The organism is Weizmannia agrestimuris (assembly GCF_943193165.1).
Lineage (GTDB): Bacteria > Bacillota > Bacilli > Bacillales > Bacillaceae_C > Weizmannia > Weizmannia faecalis.
The window spans coordinates 39,456-56,108 of record NZ_CALPDC010000014.1 but is presented as its reverse complement, the minus strand read 5'-3'; the positions used below and the strand labels follow the sequence as shown (position 1 = coordinate 56,108).

16 protein-coding genes and 9 tRNA genes are annotated in these 16,653 nt (G+C 48.8%); 17 read left to right on the top strand and 8 right to left on the bottom strand.

The window, feature by feature from the left end:
• The first annotated feature begins 96 nt into the window (after positions 1 to 96).
• The 9 genes from NFR98_RS07870 to NFR98_RS07830 all read left to right on the top strand — a co-directional run bounded on the left by NFR98_RS07870 (position 97) and on the right by NFR98_RS07830 (position 836).
• Positions 97 to 170, top strand: a tRNA-Met gene (locus NFR98_RS07870).
• 2 nt (positions 171 to 172) lie between these two features.
• A tRNA-Asp gene (locus NFR98_RS07865) sits at positions 173 to 245 on the top strand.
• An 8-nt stretch (positions 246 to 253) separates the two neighbouring features.
• Positions 254 to 329 (top strand) — tRNA-Phe (locus tag NFR98_RS07860).
• Positions 330 to 352: 23 nt separating this feature from the next.
• Positions 353 to 425: transfer RNA gene (locus tag NFR98_RS07855), tRNA-His, on the top strand.
• Between the two features lie 7 nt (positions 426 to 432).
• A tRNA-Gly gene (locus NFR98_RS07850) sits at positions 433 to 506 on the top strand.
• 4 nt (positions 507 to 510) lie between these two features.
• Positions 511 to 584 (top strand) — tRNA-Ile (locus tag NFR98_RS07845).
• A gap of 5 nt (positions 585 to 589) precedes the next feature.
• Positions 590 to 664, top strand: a tRNA-Asn gene (locus tag NFR98_RS07840).
• A gap of 3 nt (positions 665 to 667) precedes the next feature.
• Positions 668 to 759 (top strand) — tRNA-Ser (locus NFR98_RS07835).
• Between the two features lie 5 nt (positions 760 to 764).
• Positions 765 to 836: transfer RNA gene (locus NFR98_RS07830), tRNA-Glu, on the top strand.
• Positions 837 to 983: 147 nt separating this feature from the next.
• Here the strand turns inward: NFR98_RS07830 and NFR98_RS07825 are convergent.
• Positions 984 to 1,907, bottom strand: coding sequence for a 1,4-dihydroxy-2-naphthoate polyprenyltransferase (locus NFR98_RS07825; RefSeq protein ID WP_014097634.1), 924 nt, complete (start codon positions 1,905 to 1,907; stop codon positions 984 to 986).
• A gap of 265 nt (positions 1,908 to 2,172) precedes the next feature.
• Here NFR98_RS07825 and NFR98_RS07820 point away from each other — a divergent pair, with 265 nt between their 5' ends.
• The 6 genes from NFR98_RS07820 (at position 2,173) to menC (ending at position 10,661) form a co-directional block, all read left to right on the top strand.
• Entirely contained in the window at positions 2,173 to 3,504 is a 1,332-nt protein-coding gene (locus tag NFR98_RS07820) for an isochorismate synthase (protein ID WP_017551861.1), read from the top strand.
• Between the two features lies 1 nt (position 3,505).
• Positions 3,506 to 5,251, top strand: coding sequence for a 2-succinyl-5-enolpyruvyl-6-hydroxy-3-cyclohexene-1-carboxylic-acid synthase (gene menD, locus NFR98_RS07815; protein WP_014097636.1), 1,746 nt, complete (start codon positions 3,506 to 3,508; stop codon positions 5,249 to 5,251).
• Positions 5,248 to 6,051 carry a 2-succinyl-6-hydroxy-2,4-cyclohexadiene-1-carboxylate synthase gene (menH, locus tag NFR98_RS07810; RefSeq protein WP_014097637.1) on the top strand — a complete coding sequence of 268 codons (804 nt, stop codon included), beginning with the start codon at positions 5,248 to 5,250 and terminating at the stop codon, positions 6,049 to 6,051. Before menD ends, menH begins: the two co-directional genes overlap by 4 nt.
• Positions 6,052 to 6,090: 39 nt before the next feature.
• Complete coding sequence (gene menB / locus NFR98_RS07805) at positions 6,091 to 6,909, top strand: 1,4-dihydroxy-2-naphthoyl-CoA synthase (RefSeq protein WP_026684902.1); 819 nt, start codon at positions 6,091 to 6,093, stop codon at positions 6,907 to 6,909.
• A gap of 1,197 nt (positions 6,910 to 8,106) precedes the next feature.
• Complete coding sequence (locus NFR98_RS07800) at positions 8,107 to 9,561, top strand: o-succinylbenzoate--CoA ligase (protein WP_014097639.1); 1,455 nt, start codon at positions 8,107 to 8,109, stop codon at positions 9,559 to 9,561.
• Positions 9,558 to 10,661 (top strand): o-succinylbenzoate synthase, encoded by a 1,104-nt coding sequence (menC, locus tag NFR98_RS07795; RefSeq protein WP_026683693.1) that lies wholly within the window; start codon positions 9,558 to 9,560, stop codon positions 10,659 to 10,661. Before NFR98_RS07800 ends, menC begins: the two co-directional genes overlap by 4 nt.
• A gap of 348 nt (positions 10,662 to 11,009) precedes the next feature.
• Here menC and NFR98_RS07790 read toward each other — a convergent pair whose 3' ends face one another.
• The 4 genes from NFR98_RS07790 to yidD all read right to left on the bottom strand — a co-directional run bounded on the left by NFR98_RS07790 (position 11,010) and on the right by yidD (position 12,699).
• Complete coding sequence (locus NFR98_RS07790; RefSeq protein ID WP_014097641.1) at positions 11,010 to 11,168, bottom strand: DUF1540 domain-containing protein; 159 nt, start codon at positions 11,166 to 11,168, stop codon at positions 11,010 to 11,012.
• Positions 11,169 to 11,230: 62 nt separating this feature from the next.
• Positions 11,231 to 12,121 carry a metal ABC transporter solute-binding protein, Zn/Mn family gene (locus tag NFR98_RS07785; RefSeq protein ID WP_026683694.1) on the bottom strand — a complete coding sequence of 297 codons (891 nt, stop codon included), beginning with the start codon at positions 12,119 to 12,121 and terminating at the stop codon, positions 11,231 to 11,233.
• A 120-nt stretch (positions 12,122 to 12,241) separates the two neighbouring features.
• On the bottom strand, positions 12,242 to 12,361 hold the full coding sequence (locus NFR98_RS07780) for a DUF4021 domain-containing protein (RefSeq protein WP_014097643.1): 120 nt from the start codon (positions 12,359 to 12,361) through the stop codon (positions 12,242 to 12,244).
• A gap of 101 nt (positions 12,362 to 12,462) precedes the next feature.
• Positions 12,463 to 12,699, bottom strand: a complete 237-nt coding sequence (gene yidD / locus NFR98_RS07775; RefSeq protein ID WP_013860032.1) for a membrane protein insertion efficiency factor YidD — start codon at positions 12,697 to 12,699, stop codon at positions 12,463 to 12,465.
• Between the two features lie 116 nt (positions 12,700 to 12,815).
• Here yidD and NFR98_RS07770 point away from each other — a divergent pair, with 116 nt between their 5' ends.
• On the top strand, positions 12,816 to 13,265 hold the full coding sequence (locus NFR98_RS07770; RefSeq protein ID WP_026683695.1) for a Dps family protein: 450 nt from the start codon (positions 12,816 to 12,818) through the stop codon (positions 13,263 to 13,265).
• 71 nt (positions 13,266 to 13,336) lie between these two features.
• Here the strand turns inward: NFR98_RS07770 and NFR98_RS07765 are convergent, their stop codons facing one another.
• Positions 13,337 to 13,585 carry a DUF6154 family protein gene (locus tag NFR98_RS07765; RefSeq protein WP_013860030.1) on the bottom strand — a complete coding sequence of 83 codons (249 nt, stop codon included), beginning with the start codon at positions 13,583 to 13,585 and terminating at the stop codon, positions 13,337 to 13,339.
• A 168-nt stretch (positions 13,586 to 13,753) separates the two neighbouring features.
• On the opposite strand from NFR98_RS07765, the gene ytkD reads away from it, so the two are divergent.
• A complete protein-coding gene (ytkD, locus tag NFR98_RS07760) occupies positions 13,754 to 14,215 on the top strand; it encodes an RNA deprotection pyrophosphohydrolase (protein ID WP_026683696.1) in 462 nt (153 codons plus the stop codon).
• Positions 14,216 to 15,061: 846 nt separating this feature from the next.
• Here ytkD and NFR98_RS07755 read toward each other — a convergent pair.
• Together NFR98_RS07755 and NFR98_RS07750 are read right to left on the bottom strand one after the other, a co-directional pair.
• Positions 15,062 to 15,868, bottom strand: coding sequence for an ABC transporter permease (locus NFR98_RS07755; RefSeq protein ID WP_017551856.1), 807 nt, complete (start codon positions 15,866 to 15,868; stop codon positions 15,062 to 15,064).
• A complete protein-coding gene (locus NFR98_RS07750; protein ID WP_014097647.1) occupies positions 15,855 to 16,625 on the bottom strand; it encodes an ABC transporter ATP-binding protein in 771 nt (256 codons plus the stop codon). Before NFR98_RS07750 ends, NFR98_RS07755 begins: the two co-directional genes overlap by 14 nt.
• Positions 16,626 to 16,653: the final 28 nt, after the last annotated feature.

Below are 16,653 nucleotides of genomic sequence, written 5' to 3'. Positions count from 1 at the left end.
GTCTGGCTGAAGGGATCGGTCTTGAAAACCGACAGGCGGGTTACACCGCGCGGGGGTTCGAATCCCTCTTCCTCCGCCATTTCATTATTTTATCATCGCGGGGTGGAGCAGTCTGGTAGCTCGTCGGGCTCATAACCCGAAGGTCGCAGGTTCAAATCCTGCCCCCGCAATTGGTCCCGTGGTGTAGCGGTTATCACGCCTGCCTGTCACGCAGGAGATCGCGGGTTCGATTCCCGTCGGGACCGCTTGTTTTGGCTCGGTAGCTCAGTCGGTAGAGCAAAGGACTGAAAATCCTTGTGTCGGCGGTTCGATTCCGTCCCGAGCCACCATTGGTTTCAATGAAAAATATATGGCGGTTGTGGCGAAGTGGTTAACGCACCGGATTGTGGCTCCGGCATTCATGGGTTCGATTCCCATCATCCGCCCTTTGCTGCGGGTGTAGTTTAGTGGTAAAACCACAGCCTTCCAAGCTGTTGTCGTGGGTTCGATTCCCATCACCCGCTCCACTTTGGGCCTATAGCTCAGCTGGTTAGAGCGCACGCCTGATAAGCGTGAGGTCGATGGTTCAAGTCCATTTAGGCCCATATATTCCGCAGTAGCTCAGTGGTAGAGCAATCGGCTGTTAACCGATCGGTCGTAGGTTCGAATCCTACCTGCGGAGCCATATGGAGAAGTACTCAAGTGGCTGAAGAGGCGCCCCTGCTAAGGGTGTAGGTCGCGATTAGCGGCGCGAGGGTTCAAATCCCTCCTTCTCCGCCATTTCCGGCCCGTTGGTCAAGCGGTTAAGACACCGCCCTTTCACGGCGGTAACACGGGTTCGAATCCCGTACGGGTCATACTGGTCACGAAGCTGTTCCGGAAAATGCCGGAGCAGCTTTTTTTTGCGTTTTTTTTACATCTCAACCCCCTTTACATCTCCCAAGGCGCCGGGACCGAAAAAACGCAAAAACAAACGGCGGAGTGCAACACTCCGCCGTTTGTTTTTAAATAAAATGATCGATCAAAAAGCTGATGGATAAAAGCACCCCGAAAATGGTGTTTGTCTGTGCGGTTGCTTTCATGGCAGGCAGCATTTGCAACGGTTCACTTTTTCCAATAAAGCCTTTAATGGCCCGGACCGGTTTCGGTGTGCTGACAAAAACGAGCAATACCCACGGGGTTACAACACCGAACAAAACGAGCCCGGCCATCCAGAGATAGGAAAGGGCAAACATTGCGGCCAGAAGCAGGATGGCTCCTTTCCGGCCGAGCAGAATGGCGATTGTTTTTCTGCCATTTGCTTTATCGCCGTCCAGATCGCGGATATTATTCGACAGCATAATGGCACCGATTAAAATCATAATCGGAATCGAAATAAATACAATCGGCCATGTGATCGTTTTTGTCTGGATAAAAAACGATATTAATATAATAATTACACCCATAAAAAAGCCGGAAATCAGTTCGCCAAGCGGCGTCGATGAAATTGGAAAAGGCCCTGCAGTGTAAAGATAAGCAACAAGCATGCAGACAGTGCCGATTACAGCGATCCACCAGGAACTTTGCGAGCAAATGTAAACGCCGATCAGCATGGCTGCGCCGAAAAAAGCAAAGGCGAGGTGGAGCACCGTTTTCGGTTTGATGCCGTTTCTGACGATTGCCCCGCCGATCCCGACGGAATGCTCGGTATCAAGGCCGCGTTTGTAATCGTAATATTCATTAAACATATTGGTTGCTGCCTGAATTAACAGGGTTGCAACCAGCATTGCAGCAAACAGCAGCAGATTGATGCGGGCAATGCCTAAAGCCAGTACTGTCCCGAGAATGACAGGCACAAAACCGGCCGTTAAAGTATGGGGCCGTGTTAATTGCCACCAGATCCGCCAGCCTTTGTCAGGGCCGATTGATGGAGAAGATTGCGCATTCATCTTCTTACTCTCCTTTTATGCTATTCTTATATAAATATGGCGAAATTAGTACATTTAAAGTTTAGGGAAATCAGGCCCATGTGTCAATGTATTTGGTTGGCAATCTTATTTTAAGCCGTTTTGCTGAATTTAACCGGCAAATTTTATATAATAGATGAGGTATGTTCATAAAAATGTTAAGTTTTCATATGAAAACTGTGATAGATGGCCCGGCAAAAAGCAAGAGAGGTTTGGAGGAGATCTTTTGGCTAATGAGGATATATTAATGAAAGAAAAAACGGCGCCGGCATTAAAACTGGTAAGCAAAGTCATAAAATGCCGCACTGCACCGGATCCGCTCCGCCTTTTTACAGCGGGTGCCGCGCGTTTTTACGGCAGCCGGTTTTTCTGGCAGGATGCCGATCGCGAAACCGTATTTGTCGGTTTTGGCCGCGTATGGTCCTGTACGGTCACAGCCTCTGACGGTTTTGCCCAAATGGAAGACGAATGGCGAAATTTGAAGGGGGCGGGCGAAGTTTATTCGGATACCGGTGAAACGGGAACAGGGCCTGTGCTTTTCGGCGGTTTTGCGTTTGACGGGACGGTTGCAAAGCAGGAATGGAAAACATTTGGCCAAGGCATTTTCCGCGTGCCGCAAATTCTTTTCACGTTTAAAAAAGATGCCGTCTTTCTTACGGTAAACGGATGCGGCGGAACAGAGAGCGTGCAGGAAGCGGAGGAAACCGCGCGAAGCCTTTTAAACGGCAGTACAGCTTTCCCTGCACTTCCGCTTTTAAAAGCTGTAAAGGAAATCGGTTCGGACGAATGGAAAAAAAGTGTCGCAACAGCCGTGGAGTTTATCCGGGAAGGGAGAATGGACAAAGTTGTCCTGGCAAGAAAACTGGAACTTGCTTTTGACGGTGTGGCGAGCCCGGATGCGGTGCTTGCGGCGCTTTCCGCCCAGCAGCATGACAGCTATTTATTTGTGCTGGAAGAAGGCAGTGAAAGTTTTATCGGGGCTTCGCCGGAAAGGCTGGTGAAAAAAACGGGCCGGCATATTTTATCGACGTGTCTTGCCGGTTCGATCAAACGCGGCCGCAATGAGGCGGAGGATTTGGAACTTGGAAAAGCGCTGCTTTCGGATCAGAAAAATTTAAGCGAGCATGGTTTTGTCGTATCCATGATTCGGCAGGTGCTTGAACCTTTTTGCAACGGGCTGAATGTGCCGGATGCGCCTGTGTTGATGCGGATGCGCGATATCCAGCATCTTTACACCCCGGTTACCGGGACAGTGAAGGACAAGGACACCACCCTTTTTCAATTGGTCAAAGCGCTCCATCCGACGCCAGCACTTGGCGGTATTCCGCGGCAGCCGGCCATGGAAGCAATCCGGCTTCTTGAAAAAATGGACCGCGGTTTATACGGTGCGCCGATCGGCTGGGTGGATTACAGGGGAAGCGGCGAATTTTGCGTCGGCATCCGCTCCGGACTATTAAAGGAGGATCATGCATCCCTTTATGCCGGATGCGGTGTCGTCAAGGAATCGGAACCTGAAGAAGAATATAAAGAAACAAGCGTCAAATTTACCCCAATGCTGCGTGCTTTAGGAGGCAAATAGAGTGGAACACCAGGAGATCATGACAACTTATTTGGCAGCTTTTATCCGGCAGTTGTCCGCGATGGGGATCCGCTATGCGGTGGTAAGCCCCGGGTCAAGGTCGACGCCGATTGCGATGTTGTTAGCGGAACATCCGGATTTTAAAATTTACATGGATATTGATGAACGGTCAGCCGCTTTTTTTGCGCTCGGGCTTGCAAAAGAAAAACGCAAACCGGTTGTGCTTTTATGTACGTCTGGCACAGCTGCCGCCAACTATTATCCGGCGGTTGCGGAAGCCAATATTTCACGCGTGCCGCTTATTGTGCTGACGGCAGACCGGCCGCATGAACTGCGCAATGTCGGTGCCCCGCAGGCCATTGACCAGATCCGGCTGTACGGCACCCATGTCAAATGGTTTGAGGAGATGCCGCTTCCGGAAGCAGGAGAAGAAGTGCTTCAATTTGTCCGGCAGACGGCGGCCAGGGCAGTCGTGACGGCACTACAGCAGCCGGCGGGCCCCGTGCATCTTAATTTTCCGTTGCGCGAGCCGCTTGTTCCGGTTCTTAAGCCGTCTCCTTTTGCCGGCGAAGTACCGGTGCCGGCAATTGAAAATTTTTCCGGCACCCTGCAACTTTCAGAAGAAACGGTTGAAGTCGTGGCAAAAGAGATCCGGGAAAAGAACCGCGGCCTGATCATTTGCGGGCCGATTGATATTCCCGGCTTTGCGGAGGCGGTTGTGGCGCTCAGCGAAAAAACGGGTTACCCGGTGCTGGCCGATCCGCTGTCACAACTGCGAAGCGGCCGGCACGGGAAAGAAAGGATCATTGAAAATTATGATTCCTTACTAAAAGATCCGAAATGGGCCGACCGCCTTGCACCGGATGTTGTGATTCGCTTCGGTGCCATGCCCGTTTCCAAACCGCTGACCCTTTTGCTAAAAAAAGTAAAAACAGCTGCCCATTATATCGTTGACGGCGGAAACGGCTGGCGCGATCCCGTGAAGCGGGGGACAACGGTTGTTTATTCGGATGAAATTGATTTCTGTAAAAAATTGTCAAATATAATTGTAATGAACCCGGTTTCGGAATGGTTCACCATGTGGGAAAAATTGAATCAACAGGCGCGGCAGATTGTTACGGCTTCGCTGGAGGCGGAAGAAACCTTTGATGAAGGAAAAACGGTAACCGAACTTGCTGCTGCTTTGCCGGACGGCAGTACCCTTTTTGTCGGCAACAGCATGCCGATCCGGGATGTCGATACATTTTTTCAGGCAACAGATAAAAAGATCCGCATTCTGGCAAACCGGGGCGCGAACGGCATTGACGGCGTTGTGTCCAGTGCAGCCGGCGTGAGCGCGGGATGCGGCAAAGCCTTTTTGCTGATCGGCGACTTGTCCTTTTTCCATGATTTAAACGGGCTGCTGATGACGAAAATGCACAAGCTCAATCTTTGTGTGATTTTGATCAATAATAATGGCGGGGGCATTTTTTCTTTCCTGCCCCAGGCGGATGAACCGGAGAAATTTGAGCAGCTGTTCGGCACGCCGACGGACCTCGCGTTTGAATATGCGGTTAAAATGTATGGCGGGAGCTACATTCAGCCGCAAAACTGGGATCAATTCCGGGCGGCGCTTTCCGAATATAAAGGCGGGCTGCAAGTGATTGAAGTGCGGACAAACCGGGCGAAAAATGTCGAAACCCACCGGAAAATCTGGTCACAAGTTTCCCGGGAAATGGAACGTTATTTTCAAGGTGAGCAACAATGAGAATCAACGGTTTGGAATATCATGTAGAAACGGCGGGCGACGGAGAACCGTTGCTGCTGCTTCACGGTTTTACCGGAAATGGTAATACCTGGGATGATACGGTTGCCCTGTTGCGGGACGAATTCCGCTGTATTGTGGTGGATATCATCGGCCACGGCAAAACCGAAAAACCGGATGATTCCGACCGCTATGACATTACAAAAGCCGCTGCTGATTTGCGTGCGGTGCTTCTGGCGCTTGGCATCCGGCGGGCGTCTATTCTCGGCTATTCGATGGGCGGGCGGCTGGCGCTTACGTTTGCCGTCCAGTATCCGCAAATGGTGGACAAACTTGTACTGGAAAGCGCATCTCCCGGTTTGAAAACGGAAGCGGAACGGCTGGCGCGACGAGAGCGGGATGAACAGCTAGCGGAACGGATTTTGACCGGAGGCATGGAAGCATTTGTCAGTCATTGGGAAAATCTCCCGCTGTTTGCATCACAAAAACAGCTGCCGGCTGAAGTGCGGGGGAAAATCCGCAAACAGCGCCTTGAAAATGACCCGGCTGGTTTGGCGAACAGCCTGCGCGGCATGGGGACAGGCGCGCAGCCATCATGGTGGGGAAGACTTTCTGAACTTCATTTCCCCGTCTTACTTGCAGCGGGCGAATGGGATGCCAAGTTTTGCCGGATTGCTGGAGAGATGGAGGAGCGGCTCCCGCATGCCAAAAAAATCATTTTTTCGCATGCCGGCCATGCAATTCATGTGGAAGATCCGAAAAAATTTGGTACAATGGTAAAGGGATTTTTAAAAAATTGTTGATAAATTGTCGTAAAATGTACATAAAAAGGAGGAATCATCATGGCAGTTGAATGGAAAACTGAGCATGAGTATGAAGATATTTTATACGAATCCTATAACGGCATTGCCAAGATTACGATTAACCGTCCCCATGTGCGCAATGCTTTCCGGCCGGAAACGGTAACCGAGATGTATGATGCGTTTTCCCGGGCGCGCGATGACGCCAATATCGGGGTCATTATTTTAACCGGTATGGGGGAAAAGGCATTTTGTTCCGGTGGCGACCAAAAAGTGCGCGGCAATGGCGGTTATGTTGGCAGCGACAATATTCCGCGCCTGAACGTGCTTGATTTGCAGCATTTGATCCGTGTGATCCCGAAACCGGTCATCGCCATGGTAGCAGGCTATGCGATCGGCGGCGGGCATGTGCTGCATGTGGTTTGTGATTTGACGATTGCGGCCGACAATGCCATTTTCGGCCAGACCGGTCCTAAAGTTGGCAGCTTCGACGGTGGTTATGGCGCAGGTTATCTTGCAAGGATCGTCGGTCATAAAAAAGCGCGTGAAATCTGGTATCTGTGTCGCCAGTACAATGCGCAGGAAGCGTTAGAAATGGGGCTTGTCAACGCAGTCGTGCCGTACGAAAAATTGGAAGAAGAAACGATCAAATGGGCGGAGGAAATCCTTGAGAAAAGCCCAATGGCGATCCGTTTCCTGAAAGCCGCGTTTAATGCTGATACGGACGGGCTTGCCGGCCTCCAGCAATTTGCGGGCGATGCAACCCTTTTGTATTACACAACGGACGAAGCAAAAGAAGGCCGCGATGCATTCAAGGAAAAACGCAAACCGGACTTCGGTCAATTCCCGCGTTTCCCGTGATTGGAAAATGGGCTGTCTCAACTGAGGCAGCCTGAATTTTTTCACGGGGAAATTTTTGCTATGTGGTCCATGATTCAAAAAGGCAATTCTGCAAGTGGCTGAGATGTTCCTTAGCGTGGTTCAAAGAGACGTTTTGACTAGTGACAAAGCGCAAATTGTCCTTTAGAGGTTCAAAAGGATAATTTAGGGAAAGACGAAGTGCAAATTGTTCTTTTACAGGGGTTCAAAAGGACAATTCAGGGAAAGACAAAGCGCAAATTGTCCTTCAGAGAGGTTCAAAAGGACATTTTGGCAAGTGACAAAGGTAGAACTGTCTTTTAGCGTGTTCCAAAAGGACAATTCCGGGAGAGGCAAAAAGCAAATTGTTCTTTAGAGGGGTTCAAAGGGACTTTTCGGCAAGTGACAAAGGTAGAACTGTCTTTTAGCGTGTTCCAAAAGGACAATTCCGTGAGAGATAAAAAGCAAAATGTCCTTTAGAAGGGTTCAAAAGGACATTTCGACAAGTGACAAAGGTAGAACTGTCTTTTAGTGTGTTCCAAAAGGACAATTCGGGGAAAGACGAAGAGCAAATTGTTCTTTAGAGGGGTTCAAAGGGACATTTCGGCAAGTGACAAAGGTAGAACTGTCTTTTAGCGTGTTCCAAAAGGACAATTCAGGGAGAGACAAAAAGCAAAATGTCCTTTAGAGAGGTTCAAAAGGACATTTCGGCAAATGACAAAGGTAGAACTGTCTTTTAGATTCCAAAAGGACAATTCGGGGAAAGACGAAGAGCAAATTGTTCTTTACAGGGGTTCAAAAGGACATTTCGGCAAGTGACAAAGGTCAAACTGTCTTTTAGCGTGTTCCAAAAGGACAATTCCGGGAGAGACAAAAAGCAAAATGTCCTTTAGAAGGGTTCAAAAGGACATTTCGACAAGTGACAAAGGTAGAACTGTCTTTTAGCATGTTTCAAAAGGACAATTCAGGTAGAAACGAAGCGTAAACTGTCCTTTACAGGGATTCAAAAGGACATTTCAGGGAGAAACAAAGCACAAATTGTCCTTTAAAGAGGTTCAAAAGGACAATTCCGCAAGTAAAGAAGCCCGTAATGTCCTTTAAGGCGCTTTTAAAAGACGATTTTGCATTGGACAGGGATAACCTGTCCTGTTGAAAAAGCAAAAGTGGCATGTTCAAAATAGATTTTTATCAGGTGATGTTATGCTACCCAATTTTTTAAAACAGCGTGCGTATTTAACGCCGAACCGGATTGCGCTCATCAGTCAAGGTACAAGCCTGACGTTTGCCGGGCTGTACGAAAAGGCGAAAGAAACGGCACGGAAGCTGTCCGGCTGCGGCATGCAGGCGGAAGATACGGCAGCGGTCCTTTTAAACAGCCGCGCGGAAACGGTGGTCATTCTCCATGCGCTGCAGCAGCTCCGTGTCCGCACCCTTTTTCTTAACCACCGTTTAACACCGGCGGAAATGCAGTACCAGCTCACCGACAGCGGGGCGAAATGGCTGATTACAGAAAAATCGTTCCGGGAAAAAGCAGAAGTGTTAAACGAAACAGCAACAGTGATCCAAAGCGAAGCGCTTGACGGTTTGCCGGCTGCAGGATACGAAGAACGTGTGGAGTTTGGACTCGAGGATGTTTGCTCGATCATGTACACATCGGGCACAACCGGCAAACCAAAAGGCGTCCTGCAAACATACGGCAACCACTGGTGGAGCGCCGCCGGTTCTGCGCTCAATCTCGGCGTGCGGGAAGACGATACGTGGCTGTGCGCAGTGCCGCTTTTTCATATCAGCGGTTTTTCGATCCTGATGCGCTCTGTTTTTTATGGTATGACGGTTTATTTAATGGAAAAATTCGATGAAAAAGAGACGGCCAAACTGCTGAAGTCCGGCCGCATTACAACGATGTCGGTTGTGACCAACATGCTGCAGCGTTTGCTTCGTGAACTCGGGCAAGAGCGCCTTCATCCGAACTTCCGCTGTCTCCTGCTCGGCGGGGGGCCGGCGCCGCGCCCGCTGCTTGAAGCGTGTGCTGAAAAGAATATCCCGGTTTTCCAGTCATACGGCATGACCGAAACGGCTTCGCAAACCGTGACGCTTGCGCCTGAAGACAGCCTGCGAAAAATCGGGTCAGCGGGGAAACCGTTATTCCCAGCGCAAATCCGGATCGTTTCCGATGGCAAAGTGTGCGGTCCGTTTGAGCACGGAGAAATTGCGGTAAAAGGTCCGAACGTGACAATCGGTTATCTGAACCGCCCGGATGCAAACCAGAAAAGTTTCCGGGACGGCTGGTTTTTCACCGGCGATATTGGTTATCTGGATGATGAAGGCTTTTTATACGTACTGGACCGGCGCTCCGATCTGATCATCTCCGGCGGCGAAAATATTTATCCCGCTGAAATTGAAGAGGTGCTCCTTGCCCATCCGGATATTCTTGAAGCCGGGGTTATCGGCGTGGAGGATGAGAAATGGGGCCAGGTGCCGGCTGCGTTTATTGTCACAAAAAGGGCAGTCCAGGAAAGGGAGCTGCAGGCTTTTTGCGAAACGCGGCTCGCAAAATTTAAAATCCCGAAAAAAGTGTATGCCGTTCCCGCGCTGCCGCGGAATGCATCGAATAAGTTGGTGCGCAGGAAACTGCTGGAGCTGCTGCCGTCATGATCGGGATTGAAAAAGTAACGCTTTCTGTGATCAAAATGCCGCTTAAGTCTCCATTTGAAAATGCGCTCGAAAAAGTAACGGAGCGGGAAGCGATCCTGCTTGAGGTGACAGACAATGACGGGGTGACCGGTTTCGGGGAAGCTGTTGCATTTTCAACCCCCTGGTATACAGAAGAGACGGTGCAGACATGCTTTCACATGCTGAAAGATGTACTCGTCCCGCTTCTTCGGGAAAAGCCGGTTGCACACCCAAAAGAAGTGAGCGGCCGGTTCCAATCCGTCCGGCGCAATCATATGGCAAAAGCAGCAATCGAAACGGCTATATGGGATTTGTATGCGAAAAAAAAGCAAAAGCCGCTTTGGCAGTTAATCGGGGGTGCGCGGGACTATGTAGATGCCGGCGTTGCGGTCGGCAGCCATGATACAGCGGAAGCGCTCCGGCAAATCGCGGCATTTGTTGATGAAGGTTATAAAAGGGTGAAAGTCAAAATCAAGCCCGGCCATGATGAAGCGTTTATCCGCGAAATCCGGCATGCATTTCCTGATCTCGCGCTAATGGCAGATGCGAACTCCGCTTACACGCTGGCGGACGCGCCGGATTTGAAAAGGCTCGACCGGTACGGGCTCCTGATGATTGAACAGCCGCTTGCCGCCGATGATATTGTGGAGCACGCGGCATTGCAAAAGCAGCTGGAGACGCCGGTTTGTCTGGATGAAAGCATCGTAACATACCATGATGCGGAAAGCGCGCTCCGGCTCGGCAGCTTCCGGGTGCTCAATATTAAAATTGGGCGGGTCGGCGGGCTTTATCCGGCGATCCGGCTGCATGACCTTTGTGCTTCCCGTGGCATTCCGGTCTGGTGCGGCGGCATGATCGAATTTGGCGTATCGCGCGCCTTTAACCTCGCGCTCGCCTCTTTGCCGGGCTTTACGATTCCGGGCGATATTTCTTCATCCAGCCGGTTCTGGGAAAAAGATATTATTGAGCCGGAAATCACGGTGGAAAACGGACAAATCCGCCTGCCGGACAGACCGGGAACCGGGTTTGAGATCGACCGCGCCTATGTGGAAAAAATCCGGACATATACCGAAACGATATGAAAAAACTGCCGCACAAGACGGCAGTTTTTTCATGAAAACATCGAATCAAATGTCTTATAAGTGAAATCACGCTCGAGTTTCGATTTCACGCCGGGACAAACGATGTTTTTCGTGAAAACATCAGATCAAACGTCCTATAAGTGAAATCACGCTTGATTCTTCATAAAACATCGATTTTACTAATAAAATCAGCCTTCACGCCTAGACAATCGATGTTTTTTCGTGAAAACATCGATTCAAACGTCACTTGAGTTTCGATTTTACAAATGAAATTAGCCTACACGGCTGACGCTCGAGGCTTTTTTCATTCAAATGTCTTATAAATGAAATTGCCCTTCACGCCAATTTTCATGAAAACATCGATTCAAACGTTTTACAATCGGTTTCCCGCTGGTTTTCAGCCTGGGTTCCTGTATGGCTCACGATGTAAATTTCTTCGGCAGAACAAAGATTGCCTTCCTCCCAGAACACACAGTTCCTGACTTCGCATAACACATCTTTTGCCATGTCGGACACCCTCCCTTAAAACATGTCGTACGTTTCTAGTTTTTGCAGCGTGCGGCAAACCATTACTGTAAAGCTTTTTCCAATGCTTTTAAATTGTCGTCCATCAAAGTAAAGTAATCTTTATGCGCTTTGATTTCTTCGTTCGTTCGGACGCCAAGATGGTGGATGTAAACCGCTTTTGTATTCGTTTCCTGTTGGACCACTTTCGCAATTTTGGAAGGCACATTTTTTTCAAATACGATGTAGGAAATATGGTCTCGTTTTACTTTCTGGATGATGTTTTCCAACTGTTTTTGCGACGGTTCATCCGAAGTGGAGAGCCCAGCAATCGGAATTTGTTTGATGCCATATCGTTTTACCCAGTAGCCGTATGCCGCATGGGAAACGACAAGTTCTTTGTTGTCCGACTTTTCTACCGCCTGTTTGTATGCCGCATTGACCCGGTCCAGTTTCTTTGCCAGCTGATCGTAATTTTTCTTGAAATACGCTTTTTGCTTCGGCATTTTTTTCGAAAGTTGTGTTGTAATCATGCCGGCCATTTGCTTGACGTAAATTGGGTCGAGCCAGACATGCGGATCGGCCTTCGTACTTGTTTTATCCGGAATAGGAAGCCGGTTCCCGAGCGCCATCATTTTCACATTTTGGCCTTCGAGCACTTGCTTTGCCTTGTTCGCAAAACCTTCAAGCCCGAGCCCGATGTAAAAGAAAAAGTCGGAATCAGCGAGCTTCAGGATATCTTTCTGTGACGGTTCGTATGTATGTTCATCCGTGCCCGGCGGATAAATCGTTTTAACCGACACATACTTCCCGCCGATTTGCTGTGTAACATATTCCAGTGGATAGACGGTGGTATAAACCGAAATTTTATGATCCTGCTTGCTTTCCTGTTTGTTTGCACATGCCGTAACAAACAGCATGGTAAAAGCGAGCAGTACGGGAAAAAGTTTTTTCAAAGCGGACGATTCCTTTCTTTTTTTAATTCGTAATGATTACGATTTACTCACAAAAAATATATTACTAAACTCCGCTTCATATGGCAAGAAAAATTTTTAAGGGACAGCAAATGCTGCCCCTTAATCTTTTTTGTCTTCTTCTTCGGTTTCAAGCATACCGTAATCGCCGTTTATGGCCTGTTCGTCGGGATCAGCGCCGAAATCGCCGCTCTTTTTTTGCTGCTCTTTTTTCTCTTCCATAAAAAAACACCTCCACCTGTAGCGTTTTCCGGAAATGGGAAACGTATACGAGGGAGGGGTTGCTTTTTCACCGGTACGGCGGAGTAGCAACCGAATGGTGTTCAATGTTTTTTCACCGGCCACTGGTCCGGAACGGGGTCATACCCGCCGGCGTGGAATGGGTGGCATTTTAAAATTCTTCTGATTGCCAGGTAGCCGCCACGGAGTGCGCCGAACCGTTTTACCGCTTCAAGCCCGTAATTCGAGCAGGTCGGCTGAAACCGGCAGCTTGGCGGAAACAGCGGGGAAATCGCAAGTTGATAAAAACGGATCAGCTTAATAAAAATGAACTTCAGCATCGATCTGCCCCTTTCTTCGTTTATTTTAGCATGTTTTCAAAAAAGATGTGCAACATATGATTGGGTGTTTGAAGGCCCAGGAAAAGGGTACAAACAAAGCAGGAGGTTGATGAAACATGGCAGAAAACGAACAATTGATGGAAATCTTAAATAAGCAGGTTGCCAATTGGACAGTGCTTTATACAAAATTGCACAACTACCATTGGTATGTGAAAGGATCGAACTTTTTAAGCCTTCACGCCAAATTTGAAGAATTGTACAATCTTGCAAATGACTATCTCGATGAACTGGCTGAACGTCTTCTCGCTTTAAACGGCAATCCGGTGGCGACATTGAAAGGAAGCCTTGAATTGTCATCGGTACAGGAAGCAAGCGGCAATGAAAGCACGGAGGAAATGGTACAGGCGACTGCCAACGACTTTGCAATGATCGGGAAAGAACTGGAGGAAGCGATCGGGCTGGCCAACAGGATTGGCGACGATGCAACCGCCGACATGTTTATCAATATCCAAGAAACACTCGATAAAAACATTTGGATGCTGAATGCCTTTCTTGGAAGACGGTAATTAAAAAGCGGGGGCGCGAAATTGGCCTGCCCCTGCCAAAAGGCTGTCCCGCCAAAGCGGAACAGCCTTTATTACTGCAAATATTTTGTTGTCGGGTAAGCGTCAAAGCCTGCATAATCGGAAAATTTATCTTTCAGTGTCTCCAGTATGTATAATCCGATAAAATGTTCCAGTTCGGCCGTGCTCATTTCGCGCACAATCCCAAGCAGGTCTTTCCGGTTGTAATTTTCGACGACCGCTGCAGAAATGGCGTCCAAGTCTTCTTCGTCCCCCGTCAGCCGGTCCCGGTACAGCTCAAACAATTCATCGACTAGCCTCATGCCGTCTCCTCCTTTATTCATTTCTTATTCACTATCCGCAATGGGGCCTTTCTAAACATTTTATGATTATTTTCACGCGATGTACCTCGAAAAATGCAACGGGTTTCAAGAAAAATTTCGCCAATTTTTGCACCCGCTTGCCGTATAATGAAGAACAGGAGGGATTTGATGTATCGGTTTACAGATTTGAACGGCAATCCAGTTACATTTATTTTTGAAAAAAATGCTTTTCCTATAGAGCCGCAGCATGTGCTCGTGCTCGCCCGGTACCGTGGAAACTGGCTTTTGACAAGGCATCCGAAGCGGGGGCTCGAGTTTCCCGGCGGAAAAAGGGAAGCAGGCGAAACGGTCCGGGAAGCGGCTGAACGCGAGCTGTATGAAGAAACGGGCGGCATTCCGGAAAACCTTCAATATATCGGGGAATACTGCGTCGATGATCAGGTGCGCGGGCCGTTTGTGAAGGCGGTTTTTTACGCGGACATCGGCCGGCTTGAATCCAAACAAGACTATTTGGAAACGGATGGGCCTGTACTTATGGAAGGGGATCTTGTTGAAAAATTGCAGTCCCCGTCATTCAGTTTTCTCATGAAAGACGGGGTTGTCGAAACAGCGCTCAGACACGTCGAATAATAAGAAAAAGCAGCAGGGAGTTTCTCGGGTTAAACTGAAACCTCGCAAACGTTAAGATTCCGGGGGGATTGGGGCCTTTTTTAACATAGCGTGAATCTCGGTGAAGGTATCCGTATCTTCACATAAGGCGCGTCTATGTTAAGGAAGCGTGAAAAAAAGAAGATGTTCCTTAACATAGGGCACGTTTATGTTAAGGAAGCGAGCAAAAAAGACGTAGTTCCTTAACATAGAGCGCGTCTACGTTAAGGAAGCATGGAAAAAAGAAGGTGTTTCTTAACATAGGGGGAGTCTATGTTAAGAAAGCATGGAAATAAGAAGGAGTTCCTTAACATAGAGCGCGTCTACGTTAAGGAAGCGTGGAAAAATGAAGGAGTTCCTTAACATAGAGCGCGTCTACATTAAGGAAGCGTGGAAAAATGAAGGCGTATCTTAACATAGAGCGCGTCTACATTAAGGAAGCGTGGAAAAATGAAGGCGTATCTTAACATAGAGTGCATCTACGTTAAGGAAGCATGGAAAAAAGAAGGCGTATCTTAACATAGGATGCGTCTACGTTAAGGAAGCGTGAAAAAAAGAAAATGTTTCTTAACATAGGATGCGTCTACGTTAAGGAAGCGTGAAAAAAAGACGTAGTTCCTTAACATAGAGCACGTCTACATTAAGGAAGCATGGAAAAAAGAAGGCGTATCTTAACATAGGGTGCGTCTACGTTAAGGAAGCAAACAAAAAAGAAGGAGTTCCTTAACATAGAGCGCGTCTACATTAAGATACGTCGGCAAAAATGGCCGCTTCCTTCATATAGAGCGCGTCTACGCTAAGATGCTATACCAGAACAGCTTACCTGCCTCATCTGTCTTTTACCAGCTTTTTCTCCAGCCACCCGACAAGCTGGTACATAATGGTTGCCACAATGGCAATCAGGATCATCGAAAGCATGACGAGCGTAAAATTAAACACCTGGAAACCATAGATGATCATGTAGCCGAGCCCTTTTGAAGATACGAGATACTCGCCGACAATGACTCCAACCCATGCAAGCCCGACATTGACTTTCAGCGTGGAAATGATCACAGGAATCGATGCCGGAAAAATGGCTTCCCGGAACACTTGCAAACGGGAGGCGCCGAACGAGTGCAGCACTTTCGTGTAATTTGGGTCGACATCCCGGAACGCCGTATAAATCACAATTGTCGTCACAATGACGGAGATAATGACGCCCATGGCAACAATAGAAGAAAATCCCGGGCCCATGCTGACAATTAAAATCGGCCCGAGCGCTACTTTCGGCATGGCGTTCAGGACGACGAGATACGGGTCAAGAATCTTCGATAAAAACGGCGACCACCAAAGAACGGCGGCAAGTGCCGCGCCGAGCACAGTCCCGAGGATAAAGCCCATGACGGTTTCAAAAACGGTGATTCCCAAATGGACGTAAAGCGAGCCGTCTTCTAACTTTGCCACCAATAACGCCCACACTTTGGACGGGGAGCTGAAAATCAACGGGTCAATCCAATGCAGGCGGCTCGCCACTTCCCATAGGCAGAAAAAGACAATTAAAATGAAAAGCTGGAAAAAGCGAACCCGGCGTTTTTCTTTGCGCATTGCGGCGAGGTAATCTTCATGCCGGAGCGCCGTATTTTCAGCTGTTTTCAAGGGACTCCAGCTCCTTCCATATGTCATTAAAAAGTTCGGAATAAATTTTTTGGCTTCGCGCTTCAAACGGGCGGAGGCGGCGCAGCTCTGTTGGCACGTCAAAAATTTTATAGAGCCTGCCGGGTTTTGATGCCAACAGCAGGATCCGGTCGCTCATCGCAATCGCTTCGCCGATATCGTGCGTGACAAGCACCGCTGTTTTATGGAATTGCTTCAGTGTGTCAAATACCAGGTCCTCCAGTTTTAACTTCGTCTGAAAATCAAGGGCGGAAAACGGTTCATCCAGCAGCAGGATTTTCGGATCGACCGCGAGCGTCCGCACAAGTGCCGCCCGCTGCCGCATTCCTCCCGAAAGTTGGCGCGGGTATTGCTTTTCGGTGCCGGCAAGGCCAATCGTTTGTAAAAGCCCGAGAGCATGTTTTCTTGACTCCGGATTCAGCCGTTTTTCCAATTTCAGCCCGATCATGATGTTTTCTTCAATTGTTTTCCACGGAAACAAATAGTCCTGCTGCAGCATATAGCCGATGGAAGATTGCCGGGAACCTGGCAATTTGCCGTCAATCTGTACAATCCCCGCAGTCGGTTGCAGAAGCCCTGCAAGAATCGAAAGCAGCGTTGTTTTTCCGCAGCCGCTCGGGCCCAAAAGCGAGACAAACTCGCCTTCTTCCATTTGAAACGAAATGTTTTCAAGCGCCTTTGTGGCCTGTTTTGCCGTAAAATAGGTGTGATTGACGTTTTGTACGGTCAAAAAATGCATATGTGCTGCCCGCCTGAAGAGGGGCGCA

Excerpts from the sequence above, each read along its gene's own strand:
- menB (WP_026684902.1), top strand. The coding sequence starts at position 6,091 with ATGGCAGTTGAATGGAAAACTGAGCATGAGTATGAAGATATTTTATAC.
- NFR98_RS07800 (WP_014097639.1), top strand. The coding sequence starts at position 8,107 with ATGCTACCCAATTTTTTAAAACAGCGTGCGTATTTAACGCCGAACCGG.
- menC (WP_026683693.1), top strand. The coding sequence starts at position 9,558 with ATGATCGGGATTGAAAAAGTAACGCTTTCTGTGATCAAAATGCCGCTT.
- NFR98_RS07765 (WP_013860030.1), bottom strand. The coding sequence starts at position 13,585 with ATGAGGCTAGTCGATGAATTGTTTGAGCTGTACCGGGACCGGCTGACG.
- menH (WP_014097637.1), top strand. The coding sequence starts at position 5,248 with ATGAGAATCAACGGTTTGGAATATCATGTAGAAACGGCGGGCGACGGA.
- NFR98_RS07820 (WP_017551861.1), top strand. The coding sequence starts at position 2,173 with ATGAAAGAAAAAACGGCGCCGGCATTAAAACTGGTAAGCAAAGTCATA.
- NFR98_RS07770 (WP_026683695.1), top strand. The coding sequence starts at position 12,816 with ATGGCAGAAAACGAACAATTGATGGAAATCTTAAATAAGCAGGTTGCC.
- NFR98_RS07825 (WP_014097634.1), bottom strand. The coding sequence starts at position 1,907 with ATGAATGCGCAATCTTCTCCATCAATCGGCCCTGACAAAGGCTGGCGG.
- NFR98_RS07790 (WP_014097641.1), bottom strand. The coding sequence starts at position 11,168 with ATGGCAAAAGATGTGTTATGCGAAGTCAGGAACTGTGTGTTCTGGGAG.
- NFR98_RS07780 (WP_014097643.1), bottom strand. The coding sequence starts at position 12,361 with ATGGAAGAGAAAAAAGAGCAGCAAAAAAAGAGCGGCGATTTCGGCGCT.
- NFR98_RS07750 (WP_014097647.1), bottom strand. The coding sequence starts at position 16,625 with ATGCATTTTTTGACCGTACAAAACGTCAATCACACCTATTTTACGGCA.
- yidD (WP_013860032.1), bottom strand. The coding sequence starts at position 12,699 with ATGCTGAAGTTCATTTTTATTAAGCTGATCCGTTTTTATCAACTTGCG.
- ytkD (WP_026683696.1), top strand. The coding sequence starts at position 13,754 with ATGTATCGGTTTACAGATTTGAACGGCAATCCAGTTACATTTATTTTT.